The organism is Marilutibacter aestuarii, from assembly GCF_006546775.1.
Taxonomy (GTDB): Bacteria; Pseudomonadota; Gammaproteobacteria; order Xanthomonadales; family Xanthomonadaceae; genus Marilutibacter; species Marilutibacter aestuarii.
Map to the genome: position 1 here is coordinate 1 of NZ_VICE01000023.1, position 19,446 is coordinate 19,446.

13 protein-coding genes are annotated in these 19,446 nt (G+C 70.2%); all 13 read right to left on the reverse strand.

All coding sequences use genetic code 11. From position 1 onward, the window contains the following. Positions 1–303 precede the first annotated feature (303 nt). The 13 genes from FKV25_RS02730 to FKV25_RS02790 all read right to left on the reverse strand — a co-directional run bounded on the left by FKV25_RS02730 (position 304) and on the right by FKV25_RS02790 (position 19,425). Positions 304–1,215, reverse strand: coding sequence for an arginine deiminase-related protein (locus FKV25_RS02730; RefSeq protein ID WP_141517265.1), 912 nt, complete (start codon positions 1,213–1,215; stop codon positions 304–306). After that, positions 1,212–2,255 carry a tRNA dihydrouridine(20/20a) synthase DusA gene (gene dusA, locus FKV25_RS02735; RefSeq protein ID WP_141517266.1) on the reverse strand — a complete coding sequence of 348 codons (1,044 nt, stop codon included), beginning with the start codon at positions 2,253–2,255 and terminating at the stop codon, positions 1,212–1,214. Before dusA ends, FKV25_RS02730 begins: the two co-directional genes overlap by 4 nt. Before the next feature lie 240 nt (positions 2,256–2,495). Next, on the reverse strand, positions 2,496–3,956 hold the full coding sequence (locus FKV25_RS02740) for a serine hydrolase domain-containing protein (protein ID WP_141517267.1): 1,461 nt from the start codon (positions 3,954–3,956) through the stop codon (positions 2,496–2,498). A gap of 119 nt (positions 3,957–4,075) precedes the next feature. Beyond that, entirely contained in the window at positions 4,076–4,825 is a 750-nt protein-coding gene (locus FKV25_RS02745) for a LytR/AlgR family response regulator transcription factor (RefSeq protein WP_141517268.1), read from the reverse strand. After that, complete coding sequence (locus FKV25_RS02750) at positions 4,822–5,916, reverse strand: sensor histidine kinase (protein ID WP_141517269.1); 1,095 nt, start codon at positions 5,914–5,916, stop codon at positions 4,822–4,824. Before FKV25_RS02750 ends, FKV25_RS02745 begins: the two co-directional genes overlap by 4 nt. Before the next feature lie 403 nt (positions 5,917–6,319). Continuing rightward, on the reverse strand, positions 6,320–7,339 hold the full coding sequence (locus tag FKV25_RS02755) for a glycoside hydrolase family 43 protein (protein ID WP_211345348.1): 1,020 nt from the start codon (positions 7,337–7,339) through the stop codon (positions 6,320–6,322). 39 nt (positions 7,340–7,378) lie between these two features. After that, positions 7,379–8,227 carry an aldose 1-epimerase gene (locus FKV25_RS02760; RefSeq protein ID WP_141517270.1) on the reverse strand — a complete coding sequence of 283 codons (849 nt, stop codon included), beginning with the start codon at positions 8,225–8,227 and terminating at the stop codon, positions 7,379–7,381. Further along, positions 8,217–9,254 carry a glycoside hydrolase family 43 protein gene (locus FKV25_RS02765; protein ID WP_141517271.1) on the reverse strand — a complete coding sequence of 346 codons (1,038 nt, stop codon included), beginning with the start codon at positions 9,252–9,254 and terminating at the stop codon, positions 8,217–8,219. Before FKV25_RS02765 ends, FKV25_RS02760 begins: the two co-directional genes overlap by 11 nt. A 17-nt stretch (positions 9,255–9,271) precedes the next feature. After that, positions 9,272–10,756, reverse strand: coding sequence for an MFS transporter (locus tag FKV25_RS02770; protein ID WP_141517272.1), 1,485 nt, complete (start codon positions 10,754–10,756; stop codon positions 9,272–9,274). Positions 10,757–10,815: 59 nt separating this feature from the next. Beyond that, complete coding sequence (locus tag FKV25_RS02775; RefSeq protein WP_246071862.1) at positions 10,816–13,518, reverse strand: glycoside hydrolase family 3 protein; 2,703 nt, start codon at positions 13,516–13,518, stop codon at positions 10,816–10,818. Next, complete coding sequence (locus FKV25_RS02780; RefSeq protein WP_141517310.1) at positions 13,518–15,215, reverse strand: glycoside hydrolase family 43 protein; 1,698 nt, start codon at positions 15,213–15,215, stop codon at positions 13,518–13,520. Before FKV25_RS02780 ends, FKV25_RS02775 begins: the two co-directional genes overlap by 1 nt. Before the next feature lie 47 nt (positions 15,216–15,262). Then, positions 15,263–17,245, reverse strand: coding sequence for a sialate O-acetylesterase (locus tag FKV25_RS02785; protein WP_246071864.1), 1,983 nt, complete (start codon positions 17,243–17,245; stop codon positions 15,263–15,265). Beyond that, positions 17,242–19,425, reverse strand: coding sequence for an alpha-glucuronidase family glycosyl hydrolase (locus tag FKV25_RS02790; protein ID WP_141517273.1), 2,184 nt, complete (start codon positions 19,423–19,425; stop codon positions 17,242–17,244). The genes FKV25_RS02785 and FKV25_RS02790 overlap by 4 nt, the downstream gene beginning before the upstream one ends. Positions 19,426–19,446: the final 21 nt, after the last annotated feature.

The window sequence follows — 19,446 nt, forward strand, 5'->3', positions numbered from 1 at the left end:
GCGCGGACGCGCCGCCCATCACCGCCAAAGAGACGGCAAGCAGGCTGACTGCGGCGACGCGGGACGTGAAGGCGGGGGTGGAAAAGTTGGTCATGCGACTCCGGGACGTGCCTCGCAGGCCACCGCTGGGACGGCGGAGGGGGAATGGGCTGCGGGCGTTGGGCTGCAGGGGCATTCTCTGAATCAGGCGGTGAATCCGGTCTGAACTTTTCCGGTGCGGGACGAGGCCCATTCAGCCACGCATTCAGGTTATTGGCAAGTGCTGGCCTGCATTCAGTGTGAAAGACAAGTGATTGAGGACACTCAGAAAATTTCGCCGACGCAGCAGCGCAGCGAGCCCCCGGCGGCCTCGATGGCGTCCAGCGGCACCTCACGCACGACGAACCCCGCCCGGCCCAGGGCAGCGCGGTTCAGCGGGTCCAGGGCGCGCCCGGCGCGGGCGCTCATCCAGACCGTGCCGGCGTCCAGGGCCAGGCAGTTGGCGACGAACCCCTGGCGCTCGGCCGCCGACAGGCGGATCGCATGCGGGGCGTACAGGTCCGCGATGGCCGCGGCCGCCGTCGGGGACGCGAAGCCGTCCTCGCACAGCAGCACGCAGCGTCCGGCCAGCACGCTCATCACCACGTTGGCGTGGTATTCGCCCGGCGCAAGATCGAACACCAGGGTCGTGCGCAGGCCGAAGGCCTCGTGCATCAGGCGGGCGCCGTCCTCGTCGCAGCGCTCGGACAGGCCGCAGTAGCCCAGTCCGCGCGCCCGGTCGATGACCAGCGAGCCCGTCAACTCGCAGGGGTGTGGTTGCCCGGACAGGTCGATCGTGCGGGCGCCCAGGACCTCGCCGAAGAAGCGGCGGATGTCCTCGCGCGCGGTTTCGCGTTGCCGTACCGGGTGCCGCATGCGGCCGACCAGCAGGCGGCCCGGCGCGCTGGCGAAGGCATTGTTGGGGAAGACCGCGTCGGGGGTGTCCGGGTCGCCGGGAAAGCACAGGACCGGGCAGGACGCGGCCAGCGCGGCGTGCAGGGCGCGGTGCTGGGCCAGCGCGCGCTCGGGTTCGAAGGCCGGGGCCTCTGCCATGTAGGCGTTGTCCAGCGCCGACTGCTCGGCCCGGCGGAAGCCCTCCGGCGCGACCAGGAAGGCCGCGCGCGCGGTCGCCGGCCCGAAGTCCGGCCCGCAGCCGCGGGCCAGCGCGAGGAAGGCCCCGGGGTCGCGGGTGATCACGCGTCCTGCACGGCGGGCTGGGCGAAGGACTCGGTGATCGCGATCGCCTCCTCGACCAGCGCCCACCCCGCCCCGGGCTTGTGCGCGCCCTCGCTGAGGACCTGGCGGAACGCCCGCCCGCCCCGCTCGTTGGCGAACAGGCCCAGCAGGTGGCGGCTGATGTGCTTGAGGAAGACCCCGCGCGCCAGTTGCGCCTCCACGTACGGCCGCATCGCCCGCAGCAGCTCCGCGCGCGGCTGGAGCTGACCGCCGAACCAGGCCACGTCGAGGCGGTGCAGCAGGTAGGGCGTGTGGTAGGCGGCGCGACCGAGCATGGCGCCATCGGCGTGCGCCAGGTGCGCGGTGGCCTCCTCCGCGTCGGCGATGCCGCCGTTCACGACCACCTGCAGGTCGGGCCGCTCGCGCTTGAGGCGGTATGCCCAGTCGTAGCGCAGCGGCGGCACCTCGCGGTTCTCCTTCGGGCTCAGGCCCTGCAGCCAGGCATTGCGCGCGTGCACGATGAAGATCCCGCAGCCTGCCTCGGCGACGGTGTCGACGAAGGCGCGGAAGCGATCGTAGTCGTGGTCGTCGTCGACCCCCAGGCGGCACTTCACCGTCACCGGCACCGGCCGCGCGGCAGTGGCGCTGGCCGCGACCATCGCCGCCACCGAATCGGCCACCAGTCCCGGCTCGCGCATCAGGCAGGCGCCGAAGCGCCCCGCCTGCACCCGGTCGGACGGGCAGCCGCAGTTGAGGTTGATCTCGTCATAGCCCCAGTCCGCGCCGATCCGCGCCGCCTGGGCCAGCAACGCCGGCTCGCTGCCGCCCAGCTGCAGCGCCACCGGATGCTCCACCGGATCCATCCCCAGCAAGCGCTCGCGATCGCCGTGGATCACCGCATTGGCATGGACCATCTCGCTATACAAGCGCGCATGCGGCGCCAGCAGCCGATGGAACACCCGGCAATGCGAATCCGTCCAGTCCATCATCGGCGCGACGGACAGGCGCAGGGCGGCCGGATCGATCGACGGCGCGACAGGGGCGGGGGATGCAAGGCTCATGGACGGCACGACGGGCTGGCGGTGGCCCGAATGCCCCATTGTCGCCGCTCGGCGGCGGGAGGTCTAACCCGTGCGGCTGATGGCGACGCCTTGACCGGGCCGTGCAAGCAGCCGGGCTGGCCACGAGGGCGCCAGGATGCACGACTCGGCGTTCAATCGCCTGCGTTCCCATTTCCTTTTCAAGATGGGGCAGGGTCGGAAGCACAGCGCGCGAGGACCCCGGAAGCGCGCGCGCCTGGGTCACAGGGCCAGTTCGAGCGTCGTCTTGGCATTCAGCGTGGCCGACCAACGCTGTGCGCCCGTGGCGCGCAGTTCGTAGAGACCGAACGGCGTGGCGAGCGCGGCCCGCGACAGTGAGCCGTCCGCGACCAGCGAGACGATGCGCAGTCGCTGGCCGGGCCATTGGTAGGCGCTTGCAAAGAACGTGCGCAGCGGTTCGTCGGCGACCAGTTCGCCGACGCAGCGGCCGTGCTCGATGCGGAACGAGGCCGGGACATGGAATCGCGCGCGCTCCAGCGTGCCGGACAGGCGGCCGGATGCGGGACACGCCGCCGCGACCAGTCCATCGGGCGCTGGCCGGAACGGCGCCGTCAGCAACCGGGCCGTTGGCTCCATCGCAGACACCCACATCGCGTTCGACAGCACGCTGGTTGCCGTGTCCTGCTCGGGCCATACGACCAGCACGCTGCGGGCGCCGGGCGTGATACCGGCATGGTGCGCGATGCGGGCGCCATCGGCGTCGTGGCCGAGCCGCCAGCCAAAGCCGACCTCATAGTCGCGCTCATGCACGGGAGAGCCATCGGCCAGGCGGGTGGGCTGCTGCATCGCCTGCCAGCGCGCGGCGGAGACGATGTGATTCCCGAGGAGGCGACCACCGAAGCGCACCAGGGCCTCCGGGGTGGCAGCCAGTCCGCCGCCGGGCCAGGTATAGCTCATGTCGGTGTGCCGGACGCGGCGCGCTTCACCTTGTTCGATGTCGTAGAGCAGTGAGGCCTGCGTGGCCGGAGCGTCGCCATCGGCATGGATCGCCAGGCCCGGGGCGACGTGGCGGCGGACATAATCCAGGAAATGCTCGCCCGAACGCGCTTCGATCACCGCGCCCAGCAGCGTGTAGCCCCACGAAGAGTAGTGGTACGCCGTGCCGGGCGCCGACAGCAGCGGCCGGCCGGAGAAGATCCCGACGGCATCGCGCGCGGTCGGATAGCGGACGCGACTGAGCACCTGCAGGTCATTGCCGGCGTAGTGGGGCGCACCCGAGACGTGCGCGACAAGCTGGCGCACCGTCACCTGCGACCAGCTTTGCGGCAACCAGGGCAGCGTGTCGCCCACTGGCATGTCGATGTCGAGCTTCCCCTCCTCGGCCAGCTTCGCCGCTCCGGTGGCCGCTATGACCTTGGAAACGCTGGCCAGCCGGAACACGGTGTCGCGTTCCACGGGCGCGCGTGCCTCGACGTCGCGCCAGCCCGCGCAGCCGGTCCACGCCACGTGGCCGTCGCGCCATACCGCGGCGCCCATGCCCGGCACGCCGTTGGTGTCGACCAGCGCCTGCAGCAGGCGTTGTGACGTGGCACTGGCGGCATCGGACGATGTGGCACTGCAGGTGTCGGCGGCCATCGCGGGAGCGGTGCCGAACAGCATGGCCACGGCGCAAGCCGTCACCAGGCCGGCACCTGCAGTCGTGCGGGAAGGCGTGAGGGACATGAATGAACTCCGGCCGGGGGAGCTCTCACCCTAGTCGCGTGTCTCCGGGATGTCGTGCGGGATGCGGCAGGACGTGCATGCGCTGCGCCGCTCCGGTGCGGCTGCGCCCGCCACACGGATCAACGGTGTGCCTGCAGCGCGCGAATCAACGTGTCGATATACGTTCGACTGACGCGGACCGGCGTACCATCATGCAGCCGCAGCATGGCATCGCGATTGGTGAGGGGGTGCATCTCCGCCACCTGGTCCAGGCGCACGATCGAAGAACGATGCACGCGGACGAATCGCGAGGGGTCCAGCTGGAGTGCCAGCTGGTGCAGGGACTCGCGCACGATGTAGGTCCGTTCGCCGGCATGCAGGACGGCGTAGTCGCCGTCGGCGCCGATCCAGGCCACGCTGTCAACGCGGATGAACAGCGTGCGGTGGCCGATCCTGACCGAGAACTTCTCCAGGTACCTGCGGGCCGGCAGGGCGGCAAGCTGCTTGCCGGGGTCATCGAGATCGCGCAGACGAAGAAGGGTGCGGACGCGCGACATCGCTTCCGCGAAGCGGAGGTCGTCGATCGGCTTGAGCAGATAGTCGACGGCATTCAGGGCGAAGGCCCTGACCGCGAAGCTGTCGTGCGCGGTAAGCAGGATCGCCAGGGGCCTCCGGGATGGCGTGAGCGCCGCCAGCACATCGAGACCGGTCATGCCGGGCATCTGCACGTCCAGGAACACCACATCCGGGCCTCGGGCCTGCAGGCCGGCGAGTGCCGCGGCGCCCTCCTCGTACTCACCGACGACCTCCACGTCATCGAAGGGCGCCAACAGCGAGAGCACGCCACGCCGGGCCAGGGGTTCGTCATCGACGACGCAGACGCGGATCACGGAGCGGGCTCCAACGAGGTCCGCGCCGGCAGCACCAACCGGACGTGGTAGCAACCGTCCCGGACGCCCGCCTCCACGTGGGCCGTGCCGGGGTAGAGCCGCTCGATGCGGCCGCGCACGTTGTCCAGCCCGACCGCCGGGCGGCTGCCCTCATGTGCCGGCGCATCGTCAGCCTCTGGCAGGTCATTGCTGATCCGGATATCGAGTTGCGCGCCGTCGCGGGCGATGCGGATGCTCAGACGTCCCGGTGCACTGCGGGGTGCGATGCCGTGTCGGATCGCGTTCTCGACAAGGGGTTGCAGCAGCAGGTACGGAACATGCGCGGCGAGCACGCCATCACCGAGCTGCCATGAGGGAAGCAGGCGTTTTCCCAGCCTGGCTTTCTCGATTTCCAGATACGCTTCGGTCATGGCGACCTCTTCGGCCAGCGTAACCTCGTGGCCGTTGCGGGTGTCCAGCACCGAACGCAGGAAATCACCGAGGCGCGCGAGCATCTGGCGGGCCTCGCCGCTGCGTTCTTCCGCCACCAGCGTGGAAATGGCGTTGAGGGTGTTGAACAGGAAGTGCGGTTGCAACTGGTAGCGCAGGGCACGCAGCTCGGCGTCCCGTGCCAGCGCGCGTGCTTCGAGATGCCTCGCCTGTTCGTACCGCAGCTCCGCGTAGTACATGACCACCGCGTGCACGGCGCAGTACGCGACAAGCACCAGCCATGCGCCCTCCAGACCACGGAACAGCAGCGGCACGTCGACCACGCCCGGAGTCGCGAGCCGCATCAGGTCGCCGGATAGGAAGGCCTGCAGCGCGACACTCAACAGACGCGTGGACAGCGCCATCGCATAGGTCGCGGCGAGCAGCAACCCAGCGATCCGCCAGGCGGCCATCCCACGCCGCCACAGCGCACGCTGCAAGGCGGTCAGCGGCAGCACCCACAGCACGAACGCGGACAGGTACAGCGTGCGCGACAGTGTCGCGTTGCCGTGGCCGAGGATGGGCATCGCCATCACCAGGAGGCACGCGCCCAGCGGCAAGCCGGCCAGCACCGGCAGCCAGAAGGGAGGAGAGGCGTGCCGGGCGGCGCGAAGCGGTTTCATGCGTGGGGGGCCTGGACAGGTTGCGGCTACGCTAGCTCACCACGGGAGCCCGCGCCATCGCCAGCCCGCTGCGCCGGAGCGGTGGCGCGGTGCGCCGGATCGGCAGGGAAAATCCTGGAGATGCGCCCGCAAGCGCTGCCCTGCTTCGGGAAAAGGGGCCGCGTTCGTCTGGCGCGTGGTCGCTTGAACAACTGGACGGCTCGCCGGGCTGGCGGCGGCGTGAATGCCCGGTAGTCCGCGCGTGGCCGCGAGAGCCATGAACCGCCCCGCAGACCCGCGACGGACCCGGAAGTGCCTGGGCACGCGATTGGGCCGTCGGGTCCGGGATACGGAGTCCGGCAGCAGGTGGCCCCGCTTTTCCTGGGCTCGAGGCCGGCACAGCAGGACCCAGGGCGTCGTCGAATCAATCCGGCGCCGGCACGGAGATCCCCGCTTCGGTCTGCAGTACGGGCTGCATGCTGCCATCGGGGTTGTACTGCAGGTGCTCGACGGTGACGGCGCGCCTGCCGATGGCGCCGTTCTGGTCGCCGATGGTGAGCGCGGCGTTGTGCAGGAACAGGTACCAGTGGCCCTTGAACTCGACGATGCCGGGGTGGATGGTGAAGCTGTACTTGCCCGAGCCGGTGAGTTCGCCGCGGTAGGTCCAGGGGCCCTGGAGTGATGGCGCGGTGGCGTAGGACACCTTTTCGTCGCGATGCGTGCTGCGGTCGAGCGAGGCGTAGGTCAGGTAGTAAAGTGCGCCGCGCTTGTGCAGCCACGGGCCCTCCTCGAAGTGCGGCGGCGTGATCTCGGTGATGTCGCCGTCGATCTCGATCATGTTGGGCTTGAGCCGCGCGATGTAGCACTGGCGGTTGCCCCAGGCGATCCAGGTGGTGCCGTCCTCATCGGTGAACACGGTCGGGTCGATGTCTTCCCAGCTGTGCGTGCCCCGCGGCGTCATCGCGTTGGTGACGAGCGCCGCGCCCTTGGCGTCGACGAAGGGGCCGGTGGGGCTGTCCGACACGGCGACGGCGATGGCCTTGCCCGGCCGGGTGTCGTCGTGCTCGACGGCGGCATAGAACCAGAACCGGCCGTCTTTCGCGATCGCCTGCGATGCCCAGGCATCGCCCTTGGCCCAGGCGAAGTCGGTGGCCTTCATGATCGGTCCGTGGTCGACCCAGGTCGCCATGTCCGTGGTCGAGTAGACCAGCCACTCGCGCATGTTGAACATCTCGTCGCGCTGGGCCTCGTCGTGGCCGACATACAGGTAGAGGCGATCGCCGACGACCAGCGGCGCGGGGTCCGCGGTGAAGCGGTCGCGGAACAGCGGGTTGGCGCGCGGCGTCACGCTGTCCCGAGCCACGGCCGACAGCACGATCATGCTCGCCGCGATGGCGACCGTGGCGCGGAGGACCGGTAGCGTGGATCGGCGATTCAACTGCATGGTGACTCTCCTTGTGAAGGCTGCAGGCGGGCGAGCCCGTCACCCGCTGTGTTCAAGGCGCCACGAAAGTTCGAAGGCCAGGTCCACCCGCTGGCCGGGCGACAGGACGCGGGGTGCCAGGTTGAAGGCATCGGGAGGTCCGGTCTGCGGTTCGACGCAGGTGGCGGACGGGTCGCCGTCGTAGACGACCCAGTGATCGGTATCGGCGCGCAGGCCGAGACGCTGGCCCTCGCGTTCGAGGACGATGGTGTCGTGGGCGATGAAGCAGTCGTCCCACGGGCCGAGCCCGGGCGCCCCGGGGGGCGCGGTGGTGATGCCGGACGCGTCGCGCGGGTACATCGCCTCGGGCGCGAACAGCAGCCGCTCCGGTTTGCGGAACCACGGATGCCAGCCCAGGGTGACCGGCATTGCATGGTCCCCGGCCTGCACCGACAGCGCCAGTTGCAGCGAGGCATCGCCCAGCGTCACCGACTGCGTGGCGATGCCGCCGAACGGCCAGTAGTCGTCTCGCGGCAGGGACAAGGACAGCCGTGCCTGCCGCGGATCCCGCGCGCCGACCTCCCAGGGGCGCGAGTAGCCGATCCCGTGGATGGCGTGCGCGCCGAAGTTGCGCCGCAGCTGGTGGCTGCGGCCCCCGAGCTCGAAGCGCCCTCCCCTCAGGCGACCGGCCCAGGGCAGCATCGGATAGCAGCCCCACGCGATCGTCGCGGGCGCCTCTTCCGGGCCCAGCAGCCAGTCCACGCCGGCGAACCTGATCTGCGCGAGGCGGCCTCCGGCTTCCGGTGCCAGGGCGACCTCCAGCGGGCCGTGTCGCAACCGGCACAAAGGCCCCGGCGGCATCGGGGCCATCGCATCGTCCCAGGCGGCGCGGGCCGGATCAGCCGCCATACGGATCGATCGTGCGGATGCGACCGTCCGACTCGTGGTGCAGGACCGTGCACTTGGCCGAGCGCAGATGCGTCACGCCGCCCGAGTGCAGGGCGTCGTGGTAGAAGAGATACCACTGCCCGTCGAAGGCGCAGATCGAATGGTGGGTGGTCCAGCCGACCACCGGCTTCAGGATCACCCCGCCATAGGTGAAGGGCCCATAAGGACTGTCGCCAATGGCGTAGCACAGCAGGTGGGTGTTGCCGGTGGAGTACGACAGGTAGTAGCGGCCGTCGTGCTTGTGCACCCAGGGGCCTTCGAAGAAGCGCCGGGCGTGATCGTCCGCCCGCAGGGGATGGCCCGCTTCGTCGAGGATCACCACCTCCCGTGTCGGCTCGGCCAGGGTCGTCATGCCGGCATCCAGGCGCGCGACCCGGGGCCCGAGCGCCGGATCGGCGCCGACGGGCTCCTCGTGCGAGAGGTCATGGCGGTTGTCGCGGTACTTCTGCAACTGCCCGCCCCAGATGCCGCCGAAGTACAGGTAGTGCGCCCCGTCCTCGTCCTCGAACACCGCCGGGTCGATCGAATAGGCGCCCGGGATCGGTTCGGGCTCCGCGCGGAACGGCCCTTCCGGACGTTCGGCGATGGCCACGCCGATGCGGAACATGCCCCCGGGGTCCTTGGCGGGGAAGTACAGGTAGTAGCGGCCGTCGCGCGTGGCTGCGTCCGGCGCCCACATCTGACGGTCTGCCCACGGTACGTCGCGCACGTGCAGTGCCAGCCCGCAATCGATGGCGTCGGCGTCCGGCGCGTCCATCCTCAGCACGTGGTAGTCCTGCATGCCGAAATGCCCGCCCTCGTCGTCGAAGGGCGCGCCGCCGTCGATGTCGTGGGAGGGGTAGATGTACAGCCGGCCCTCGAATACGTGGGCGGAGGGATCGGCGGTATAGATGTGGGTCACCAGCGGCCGGGAGATCGCACGGGCGGCCAGCTCGTCCAGGCAGGGGTTGGCGGCAAGGGCGGCGTGGTGGTCAAGCGTGTCTGTCATGGCTGTGGCTCCTGGCGTCACGCCGGCGTCCCGGCGGCGCGCCTGCGCTCGCCCAGTTCCCGTTCGATCCGCGCCTCCATGCGCTTGTCGATCTCATAGGTGAAAAGCAGCGCCACGGCGACCAGGAAGGGGATCGCGCTGTAGACGCTCACGGTCATTCGGATGCCATCGACGACCGCCGCCGATTGCTGGTCCGCGTCGGCCACGTAGCCGTAGTGCGCGAGGATGCCCGCGACGAGGGCGCCGCCGATGCTGAGCCCGATCTTCAGGCCGCACAACATGGCCGAGAAGACGATCGCAGTGGCGCGGCGACCGTTCTTGAGCTCGGAGTAGTCGGCGACGTCGGCGATCATCGCCCACAGCAGCGGGATCGTGATGCCGTAGCAGAAGCCATGCAGCATGAACGCGCCGAACACCATCGGGACCGCGGTCGGCGGGAATGCGTAGAACGCCAGCAGGAACAGCGTGGACGCGAACAGCGCCCCGCCGAACACGTCGCGCTTGCCGAAGCGATCGGCCAGCCGGCGCGACACGCCGATGCCCAGGATCATGCAGATGATGCCGCTGCCGTTGAACAGGCTGAAGGCCGAGGTCGCCGGGTCCTCCGGCCACTGGAAACCCGCCAGGCCCATGCCGGTGAGCGCGGCGTTGAGTGCGTCGATCATGCCGTTGAAGCCGGTGTCCTGCAGGAAGCCGGCCAGCGCCGCCTCGCTCATGTAGTACTGGAAGTAGTAGATGTACGTACCGCCCTTCAGCGCCAGGTTGGCGAAGACCAGGATCGTCAGCGCCAGCATGACCTGCCACGGCCGGTTGGCGACCAGGTCCGACAGGTCCTGCAGCACGCCGCCGGACTGCGCCTTCGTCGGCACGATGCGCTCGCGGGTGGTGGCGAAGGTGATCAGGAAGAACACCGTGCCCACCACGGCGAACACGGTCATCACCCGCTCGAAGCCCTGCACGCGGTCGCCGTCGCCGAGGATCAGCACCAGGGGCATCAGCAGTACCTGGATGATGAACTGCGCGATCATCACCGCGACGAAGCGGTAGGCCGACAGGCTGTTGCGCTGGCTCATGCTGCCGGTCAGCACGCCACTGAGCGCCGAGTACGGCAGGTTGTTGGCCGCGTAGACCAGGACCAGCAGCGCGTAGGTGACCAGCGCGTACGCCACCTTGCCGCGCTCGCCCAGGTCCGGCGTGGTGAAGGCCAGCAGCGACAGCACGCCGAACGGGATCGCGGTGAACAGGATCCAGGGGCGGAAGCGGCCCCAGCGCGTCGCCGTGCGGTCGGCCAGGATGCCGATCAGCGGCGTGAACAGGAATGCGCCGAGCATGCCGACCACGAAGATGATGGTCGCCGCCGTCGACGCCGGCAGCCGGTAGACGTCGGTGTAGAAGAACGCCAGGTAGGTCACCAGCGTCTGGAAGATCAGGTTCGCGGCCAGGTCACCCAGGCTGTAGCCCAGCTTTTCCCGGATCGACAAGGTGTGGTCGGTGCTGGCCATGCGAGGAATGTTCCCGGCGTCGTCGGCGGATGCAAGCGGAGTGGTGGAGGCGGTCGGGCTCATTTGCGCGTCGCCTCCACCTTGAAGGTCGCGCGGGCCCGCGCATCGGCACTGGAGCCACCGACGCGGACCTCGTAGGCACCGGGCGCGACCGCGTAGTCGTCACGCGCCGCGTCGTACCGGCGCAATGCCTGCCCGGGCTCGAGCTCGAACTCGACGGTCCGCTGCTCGCCAGGGGCCAGGTGGATGCGCTGGAACCCGCGCAGCTCCTGCAGGGAATCGCCGGGGGCCGGACGCACGGGTCGCACGTAGAGCTGGACCACCTCGTCGCCGGCGCGCTGGCCGGCGTTGGCCACGTCCACCTGCACGCGCAGACGCCCGTCGGCCGCGACCTCCTGCGCGCTGGTGCGCAGGTTGCGGTAGTCGAAGCGCGTGTACGAGAGGCCATGGCCGAACGGGTAGAGCGGCGTGCCGCGGAAGTAGCGGTAGGTGCGGCCCTCCATCGCGTAGTCATCGAACGCCGGCATCACCTCGTCGGCCTTGTAGAAGGTGACGGGGAGGCGCCCGCCGGGATTGGTGTCGCCGAACAGCACCTCGCCCACGGCGGTGCCGCCGCGCTGGCCCGGGTACCAGCTCATCAGGATGGCCGGCAGTGTCGCGTCCGCCCAGTCCACCGCGATCGCCGAGCCGCCGGTCAGGACCAGCACCACGGGCTTGCCCGTGGCCTGCAGGGCTTCCAGCAGCGTGCGCTGCGTCGCGGGCAGGCGCAGGTCGGTGCGATCGCCGCCGGCGAAGCCCGGATAGCTGACCGTCATTTCCTCGCCTTCGACGTCGCCGGTGAGGCCGCCGACGAACACCACGGCGTCCGCGTCGCGGGCGAGTTCCACGGCCTCCTCGAACGGCGGTTTCGCGCCGGGCATGCGCCACGCCAGGCGTACCGCGGCGTCACGCTGGTCATCGTAGTACTCCAGGCGCAGGTCGTAGGCGCGCCCTGCTTCCAGCTCGACGTCCACGCCGTCGCCACTCAGGCGATCGGCCTGCGTCCAGCGTTCAAGCACCCGCTTGCCGTCCAGGTACAGCCGGTATCCGTCGTCGGCCGCGACTTCGAGCCGGTAGCGGCCCGAGACCGGCGGCAGCAGCTGGCCGCTCCAGCGGATGCCGAAGCCATCGTCCGGGACATCCTGCCCCGGCGCGGCTTCGCCGCGCGCCAGCAGGTTGTCGGTCGGCGACCCGCGGTCCCAGCGGAAGCCGATGCGCGCGTCGGTACGCACGAGGGCCGGCGTGCCCGTCAGCTCGCGGTTCCTGAAGTATTCGCCGTGCAGGCCGCGCTCGCTGGAGTCGGCCGACGGACGCAGGTAGGCGGTGTCGATCAGCGGCGTGGCCGCCGGGTCGTCGCGCCCTTCGACCAGGTCGACCCCGCGCGCATAGGTGACGTCGACGGACCCCGCCGCGTCGCGGATGCCCTGCAGGATCGTCACCGGTGCGGCCGGCGTGCCGTAGTAGTTGCCGAGCAGGGCCATCGTGTCGTCCGCGGTGGGCCCGATCACGGCGATGCGCTTGAGCTCGCGCGAGAGCGGCAGGACGCCGTCGTTCTTCAGCAGCACGAGGGAATCCCGCGCGGCCTCCAGTGCCAGCGCGTCGTGCGCGGGGGCCTGGTTCACCGAATACGGGATCCTCGCCCAGCGCACGCGCTCGGGCGGATCGAACATGCCCAGCCGCATCCGCGCGGCGAACAGCCGCGTCACGGACGCGTCGATTTCCGCTTCGCTGACGAGGCCCTTGCGCACCGCTTCGGGCAAGGTGGCGTACTCTTCGCCACATTCGAGCTCGGTACCGCTTTTCACCGCCAGCGCAGCCGCTTCTTCGCGCGTTTCCACGATGCGGTGGTGCTTCCACACGTCGACGATGGCCCAGCAGTCGGAGACCACGTAGCCCTTGAAACCCCAGTCGCGGCGCAACACGTCCTGCAGCAGGTACTGGCTGGCGCTCGCGGATTCACCGTACACACGGTTGTACGCGCCCATCACCGCGTCCACGTCGCCCTCCTTCACCAGGGCCTCGAAGGCCGGGAAGTAGGTGTCGTAGAGGTCGCGCCTGCTGGGCCGCGCATCGAAATGGTGGCGGTCGGCCTCCGGCCCGCTGTGGACGGCGAAGTGCTTGGCGGTCGCGTCCAGCTTGCGATAGACCGGATCGTCGCCCTGCAGGCCCTTGACGAAGGCCACGCCCATGCGCGCGGTGAGGTAGGGATCCTCGCCGTAGGTCTCCTGTCCCCGGCCCCAGCGCGGATCGCGGAAGATGTTGATGTTCGGCGACCAGAAGGTCAGGCCCTCGTAGCGCCCGTGCGAACCGTCGCGGATGAACTGGTGGTGCTTGGCGCGGGCCTCGTCGCTGATGGTCGTGGCGACCCGCCCCATCAGCGGCACGTCGAAGGTCGCCGCCAGGCCGATGGCCTGCGGGAACACCGTCGCCTGTCCGGCCCGCGCCACGCCGTGCAGGGCCTCGTTCCACCAGTCGTACGCCGGCACGTCCAGGCGTTCGATCGCCGGCGCGGCGTTCTGCATCTGCGCGACCTTCTCTTCCAGCGTCATCTCCGCGACCAGCGAGGCGGCGCGGTCCTCGAAGCTCCGCGAGGGGTCGAGCCAGGGCTCTTCACCGGCAGCCTGGGCGGAGGTGGCGAACAGCAGCGCGATGCCCAGCGCAGTGGCGCGCAGGCCGGACGCCGCACGCGGCGTCGCTGGAATGTACGGGTTCGTGGCCATCATCAGTCGTTCCCCAGGTTGCGCTCGTCGCGCGCGAATGGTCCCAACAGGGCGCCGACGAAGCCGCCGGCGCGATCGGTGCTCAGTACGGTGCCGTCGACCTGGCCGGCAAGCGTCTGCCAGCCCGCGCCGTCGCCGGTGTCGAACGAGAAGGCATAGTCGCCTTCGTCGCCCTCGATCTTCAGGCGAAGGTCGTCAGCGGCCTCCACTTCGCGCGTGGCCAGGGTCCGCGTGGTGCCCGTGCCATCGCGGCCCTCCAGGAACACGCTCACGCGATCGCCGGGGGCGCTCCTGACGCCGAGGAAGTACCAGTAGGCCTCGCTCTGGAACGCGGCCAGGCCGGCGGCGACCCCCGGTGCAGGTCGCGACATCGAGGTGCTCGCCTCGAAGCGCAGGTGCTGCTGGCGGCGCCCGAGGAACGCGGGATTGCGCAGGGTGTCCAGGTCTTCGGTCAACGGATGCACGGCGAGGGCGCCCGGCTGCGTCGCCAGGTCGGCCCATGCCTGCCTGGGCACGCGTACGCGCATCCACTCCATCGACAGCGTGTCTCCGTCGAATTCGTCGCGTCGCACGAAGTTCCCGGTCGAAGGGGCCTGCGAGGCTTCGCCGCGCATCCACGAGGGCGCGCCGACGACATAGGGAATCGCCTCCCCCGGCGGCAGGATCTCCGGCCAGCCGTCGCGCCAGTGCACCGGCAGCAGATAGGTTTCGCGCCCGGTGTTGTAGTGGCGCGTCTGGTAATTGCGGCTCGCGAGGAACACTGCCCACCAGCTGCCGTCGGGCCCCTCCACCAGGTCGGCATGCCCGGCGTTGGTGATGGGCAGCGGGCGATCGGCCGGCAAGTCGCGCTGGGTCAGGATCGGATTCTTCGCGTAGGGCACGTAGGGGCCCCAAACCTCGCGGCTGCGCAGCACCACCTGCGAGTGCTGCGGGCCGGTGCCGCCTTCGGCGTCGGACAGGTAGTACCAGCCCTCGCGCTTGTAGATGTGCGGCCCCTCGATCCAGATCGGGTTCTTTTCAGGCTCCACGCCACCGTCGATCAGGACCTTGCGCGGACCGATCGGCTCGAAGCGCTCCAGGTCGATCTGCTGCATCCAGATGGCGCGGTGGCCGTCGTAGCGCGCCGGCCCGGGCGGCTCGTCGTTGTTGAGCAGGTAGACCTTGCCGTCGTCGTCGAAGAACAGCGACGGGTCGATGCCGCCGATGCCGGGCAGCCAGTGGGGATCGGACCACGGGCCGGCCGGATCGCTCGCGGTGGCGATGAAGTTGCCGCCGCTGTCGGTCGCCGTGGTGACCACGTAGAACGTGCCGGCATTGAACTCGATGGTGGGCGCGAAGATGCCCCGCGACACGCTGAGGCCGTCGAAGTCCAGCTGCGTGGGCCGGTCGATGACGTTGCCGATCTGCTTCCAGTGCACCAGGTCCTCGCTCTCGAACACCGGGATGCCGGGGAAGTAGGTGAAGCTGGAGTTGACCAGGTAGAACCGGCCGTTGGCGGCGACGATGCTGGGATCGGCATGGAAGCCGGCCAGGACCGGATTGCGGTAGTGGCCGGCGGGCAGCGGCAGCTCGAACGCGGCATCGCGGCCGGCGTATTCGAACCAGTCGAAGAACACCGGGGGCGGCGAAGACGATGGCGTGGGCTGCGCGGCGGACGCCGGCAGCAGCGCGCTCGCCAGGACGCTGCAGGCCAGGCCCATGCAGGCAGTGCGACGAAGGCCGCCCAGCAGGCGATGCGGGAACAGGTTCATCGGGATACCTCGTTGGCCGTGAGGAGGATTTCGAAAGGACCGGCCGGATGCCCGGCCTCGTCGCGCAGCGTGCAGACCGGGCCGTCCGCCCAGCAGTAGCGCACGCGTTCGGGTGCGAGTCGCCGGCGGCCCTGGAGCAGGACCTGTTGCCCGTCCAGCGTCGCATCCGCGTATTCGCAGCGCCGTGCGGCATCGCAGAGTTCGAAGCCGATGGGACCGACGGCCCCGGTCGCCGCCAGGGCGCCGGCGACATCGTCGAAGGCGACCCGGATGCCGTCGTCCGCCTGCCATGCCGAGCGCACGACCGGACCCGAGGCCGCGACCACAGGCTCGCCGAAGACGACGTGGCGCGCGGCGCGCGCCAGGCGGCGCCCCAGTTCCTGCTTGTTCGGCGGGTGGATGTCGTAGGCGTCGCCGATGTCGATGGTCACGACGAGGCCGGAATCCGGATCTTCGGCGGCGACACGGCGCTGGGCCTCGCGCACTTCCGCCCAGCCGCTTTCCGTGGGTGCGCGCGGGGGCATGCCGTATCCGGCCAGCTGCACCACCAGCATCGGCAGCGCGTCCCCGAACTGGCGGCGCCAGTCGCCACGCAAGGCGCGCAGGCGGCCGGCGTACGCGGCGCCCTCGCCCGTGTTCGACTCGCCCTGGTACCAGAGCATGCCGCGCATGCCGTAGCGGCCCAGTGGCGCGATCATGCCGTTGTACAGCGTGCCCAGGCCCGTCGCTGCCTGCCAGGGTGCGCGCGGCGGTTCGCCTGCGTCGGGTGAGGCCAGGTACGTCCAGGGTGCATCCAGGACCACGCGCGTGCCGTCGTCGAAGCGCAGGGCTTGCGCGTCCGCCGGGCCCGCAAGCCCGCCGTCGCGCCAGGTGTCCATCACGTTGACCACCACGGTGTTGCGGCCGGGCTCCAGCAGCCCGGGCGGCACGGCGTAGGCACGCGTGTCGCCGGGGCCGTAGAGGCTGCCGACGACGGTGCCGTTGACCCAGGTGATATCGGTCTCGTCGGCGGCACCCAGTTCCAGGGTGGCCGTGCGAGCGGCCTGGTCGGCAGTCAGGTCCACGTGGGTCCGATACCAAAGCAAGCCGTTGTAGTCGGCCAGCGCGGGGACACCCCAGCGCTCCCAGGCACCGAGGTCCAGCGGCGCGTCGTGCCAGCCCGACTCGTCCGCATCGGGTCGCCAGGGCGCGTCCCCGACCGGGGCACCGGCACGCGCGGTCCACCAGCGCTGCCAGTAGCCGCCCCACTGCGCGAGCGCGGACGCCGAGTCTTCGTCGTAGCGCGCCAGCGCGTCGAGCGCCTCGTCCATGCCGCCCTGGGCGCGCAAGGACGCAGCGCTGGTCCAGGCCTCGATGCGTGAGCCGCCCCAGGCCGCCTGGATCAGTCCCATCGGCACGTCGACGGTCTTGCGCAGCTCCCGTGCGAAGTAGAAGCAGGCGGCGGAGAAATCGCGGGCGCTGTCCGGCGAGGCCGGCATCCAGCGCACCGGCGCTGCGAAGCGCGCTTGCGGCAGCACCGCGCCCGCGCGCGGGACCACCAGCAGCCGGATTTCCGGATCCGTCGACGAGGCGATCTCGTTGTCCGCGTCCAGCGCCAGCCACACCGGCAGCTCCATGTTCGATTGTCCCGAACACAGCCAGACGTCGCCGAGGTGGACATCGTGCACGACCTGGACCGTTTGCCCCGCCCTGACCTCCAGCTCGTAGGGACCGCCGGCGGGACGGGCGGGGAAGCGCGCCTCCCAGCGACCATCCGCGCCCGCGCGGGTGGCGACGTCCTCGTCGCCGAACCTCACGTCGACCGGGACGCCCGCGCTGGCCTGTCCCCACAGCAGGATCGGGGTGTCCCGTTGCAGGACGGCGTGGTCCTGGAAAAGCGGGTGCAACAACGGGGCTTGCGGCGGTGCCTGCGCGTGGGCACCCAGGGCGACTGCCAGCCAGAGCACGGGCGCGAACATGGGGAGATGCATCCGCTTCATCGTCCGTCTCCCGGCGCGTGCGGGAACTGCAACGCCTCGTAGTACGCCAGTGGATGTGGCGGCGGCAACTCCCCGGCCGGCAGCGGCAGGCCATTGATCGACTGGAAGTACGCGACGCTGGCATCGCGCCACCACTGCGCTTCGGCCCGCTGGATGGCGAGGAAGGCGGCGACGTGCGCGTGGCGCGGTCCATCGATCCTGCCGCGAAGCGTTTCCCAGGTCGCCTGCATGGCGTCCACGTAGCGCACGCCGCGCGTGTAGCGATGCACCATCTCGTCCCACAGGGGGCGACCCGAGCGCATCGGGTGGTCCCAGGGGACATGGTGGAACCAGAGCAGCAGCGCTTCGGGCACCTGCTCGATGTCGTCGAAGGTCCGCGCCACCTCGGGCGCGTACTGCGACACCGCGTCGCTGCCCCGGGTGCTGCGGTCGAAGCCGATACCGCGGGCATCGGCCCGGTGGTAGTACACCGAGGTCCAGTCCGCGCGCGGTCCGCCGTCGACCCACGGCCCCGGTCCATAGTGGTGGCCGCGCGCCATCAGGTGGTGCAGGCCGAGCGGTGTCATGTAATCGACGGCGGCTTCGCGCGACCCCATCATCATGTCGACGATGGGCGCGACGACGCCAGGGTCTGGCGAGAAGGTCATGGCCACCCAGTCGGCCGCGATGTCGCGCGCCGACTGGCGGGGGTTCCACGCCAGCCTGCCGAAGGCATACCAGTTCGCCTGGTCGAAGTGCGACCCGCTCCAGGTCCGGTCGTCGCCGATGTTCGCCACGCCGGCGATGCCCGACAGCGCGTGGCCGTCCAGCGATCCGTCCACCACCTTCGCCACCGTGGACCCCGCACCCTGCGCGTGCGTGTCCGAGCGCAGCGCCTCTTCGTACAGGGGCCCCAGGTACACCAGGTGGGTGGCGAAGCCCAGGTATTCCTTGGTGACCTGGAACTCCATCATCAGCGGCGTGCGCGGCATCGCGCCGAACAGTGGATGGAAGGGCTCCCTCGGCTGGAAGTCGATCGGGCCGTTCTTGACCTGCACGAGCACGTTGTCGCGCAACGCGCCATCGAGACCGGCGAACTCGTCGTAGGCCTGCCGGGCGCGATCCTCCGCGACGTCGGGCGCGTAGACGAACGCGCGCCACATGACCACGCCGCCGTGTGCTGCCAGTGCGTCGGCGAGCAGGTTGGCGCCTTCGGCGTGCGTGCGCGCGTAGTCCTGGGGTCCGGGCTGGCCTTCCGAATTGGCCTTCACCAGGAAGCCGCCGAAATCCGGGATGAGCGCGTAGATCTCATCGGCCTTGTCGCGCCACCAGCGCTGCACGCCGGGGTCGAGCGGATCGGCGGTAGCCAGCCCGCCCAGTTCGATCGGCGCGCTGAAGCGGGCACCGAGGTAGACGCGGATGCCATAGGGCCGGAACACGTCCGCCAGCGCGGCCGCCTTGCGCAGGTACGCGTGCGACAGGCTGAGTGCCTCGGCATTGACGTTGTTGAGGACGCTGCCGTTGATGCCCAGCGACGCGTTCGCGCGGGCATAGTCGGTATAGCGCGGGTCCCGCCAGTCGGGCAGCGTGTGCCAGTCCCACAGCGAGCGGCCGGCGTAGCCGCGCTCGACGTAGCCGTCCAGGTTGTCCCAGTGGTCGAGCACGCGCAGTTTGACCTGAGGCACCTCGCGGACCTCGAGCCCGTCCAGTTCCACGCCGGTCTGCATCAGCCGCAGCAGGTGGAATACGCCGTACAGCACGCCGATGTCGCGACGCGCCGCGACCAGCAGGGTCTTCCGCCCGTCCACGCGCGTTTCGCGAAGCAGGAAGCCCTCCTCGCCGAGCCCGTCCAGTTCCCGTCGCATCGGTGCGATCCATGGCGAGGAATCCGGCGTGCCCAGCACCAGCCCACCAGCCCCTCCGGGGCCCTCGCGGAACCGGGGCGCGCTGCCCAGCAGGCCTGCCAGTCCGCGGCGCAATTCATCGCGGGCGGCACGTTGGGTGGGCGTGGCACCGGGCGCGGTGACCTCGCCCAGGCCGATGCCCGTGTCCTCCATGTCGAGGGGGCGAGCCTCTGCGTATCGCAACCACAAGGCATGGCCATCCTCGGCCCGCGCGTGGGCCCCGATGGCCAGCCACACAAGCACGCCGGCCAGCACAGCCCTCCAACGTTCACCGGAACGCGAGGTTAGCGGTAACATTGCTCGATCCGACGGACCGCG

What these genes read in the sequence shown, in the direction of transcription:
- dusA (WP_141517266.1), bottom strand. Translation starts at nt 2,255, where the DNA reads ATGAGCCTTGCATCCCCCGCCCCTGTCGCGCCGTCGATCGATCCGGCC.
- FKV25_RS02740 (WP_141517267.1), bottom strand. Translation starts at nt 3,956, where the DNA reads ATGTCCCTCACGCCTTCCCGCACGACTGCAGGTGCCGGCCTGGTGACG.
- FKV25_RS02750 (WP_141517269.1), bottom strand. Translation starts at nt 5,916, where the DNA reads ATGAAACCGCTTCGCGCCGCCCGGCACGCCTCTCCTCCCTTCTGGCTG.
- FKV25_RS02755 (WP_211345348.1), bottom strand. Translation starts at nt 7,339, where the DNA reads ATGCAGTTGAATCGCCGATCCACGCTACCGGTCCTCCGCGCCACGGTC.
- FKV25_RS02760 (WP_141517270.1), bottom strand. Translation starts at nt 8,227, where the DNA reads ATGGCGGCTGATCCGGCCCGCGCCGCCTGGGACGATGCGATGGCCCCG.
- FKV25_RS02765 (WP_141517271.1), bottom strand. Translation starts at nt 9,254, where the DNA reads ATGACAGACACGCTTGACCACCACGCCGCCCTTGCCGCCAACCCCTGC.
- FKV25_RS02770 (WP_141517272.1), bottom strand. Translation starts at nt 10,756, where the DNA reads ATGGCCAGCACCGACCACACCTTGTCGATCCGGGAAAAGCTGGGCTAC.
- FKV25_RS02775 (WP_246071862.1), bottom strand. Translation starts at nt 13,518, where the DNA reads ATGATGGCCACGAACCCGTACATTCCAGCGACGCCGCGTGCGGCGTCC.
- FKV25_RS02780 (WP_141517310.1), bottom strand. Translation starts at nt 15,215, where the DNA reads ATGGGCCTGGCCTGCAGCGTCCTGGCGAGCGCGCTGCTGCCGGCGTCC.
- FKV25_RS02785 (WP_246071864.1), bottom strand. Translation starts at nt 17,245, where the DNA reads ATGAAGCGGATGCATCTCCCCATGTTCGCGCCCGTGCTCTGGCTGGCA.
- FKV25_RS02790 (WP_141517273.1), bottom strand. Translation starts at nt 19,425, where the DNA reads ATGTTACCGCTAACCTCGCGTTCCGGTGAACGTTGGAGGGCTGTGCTG.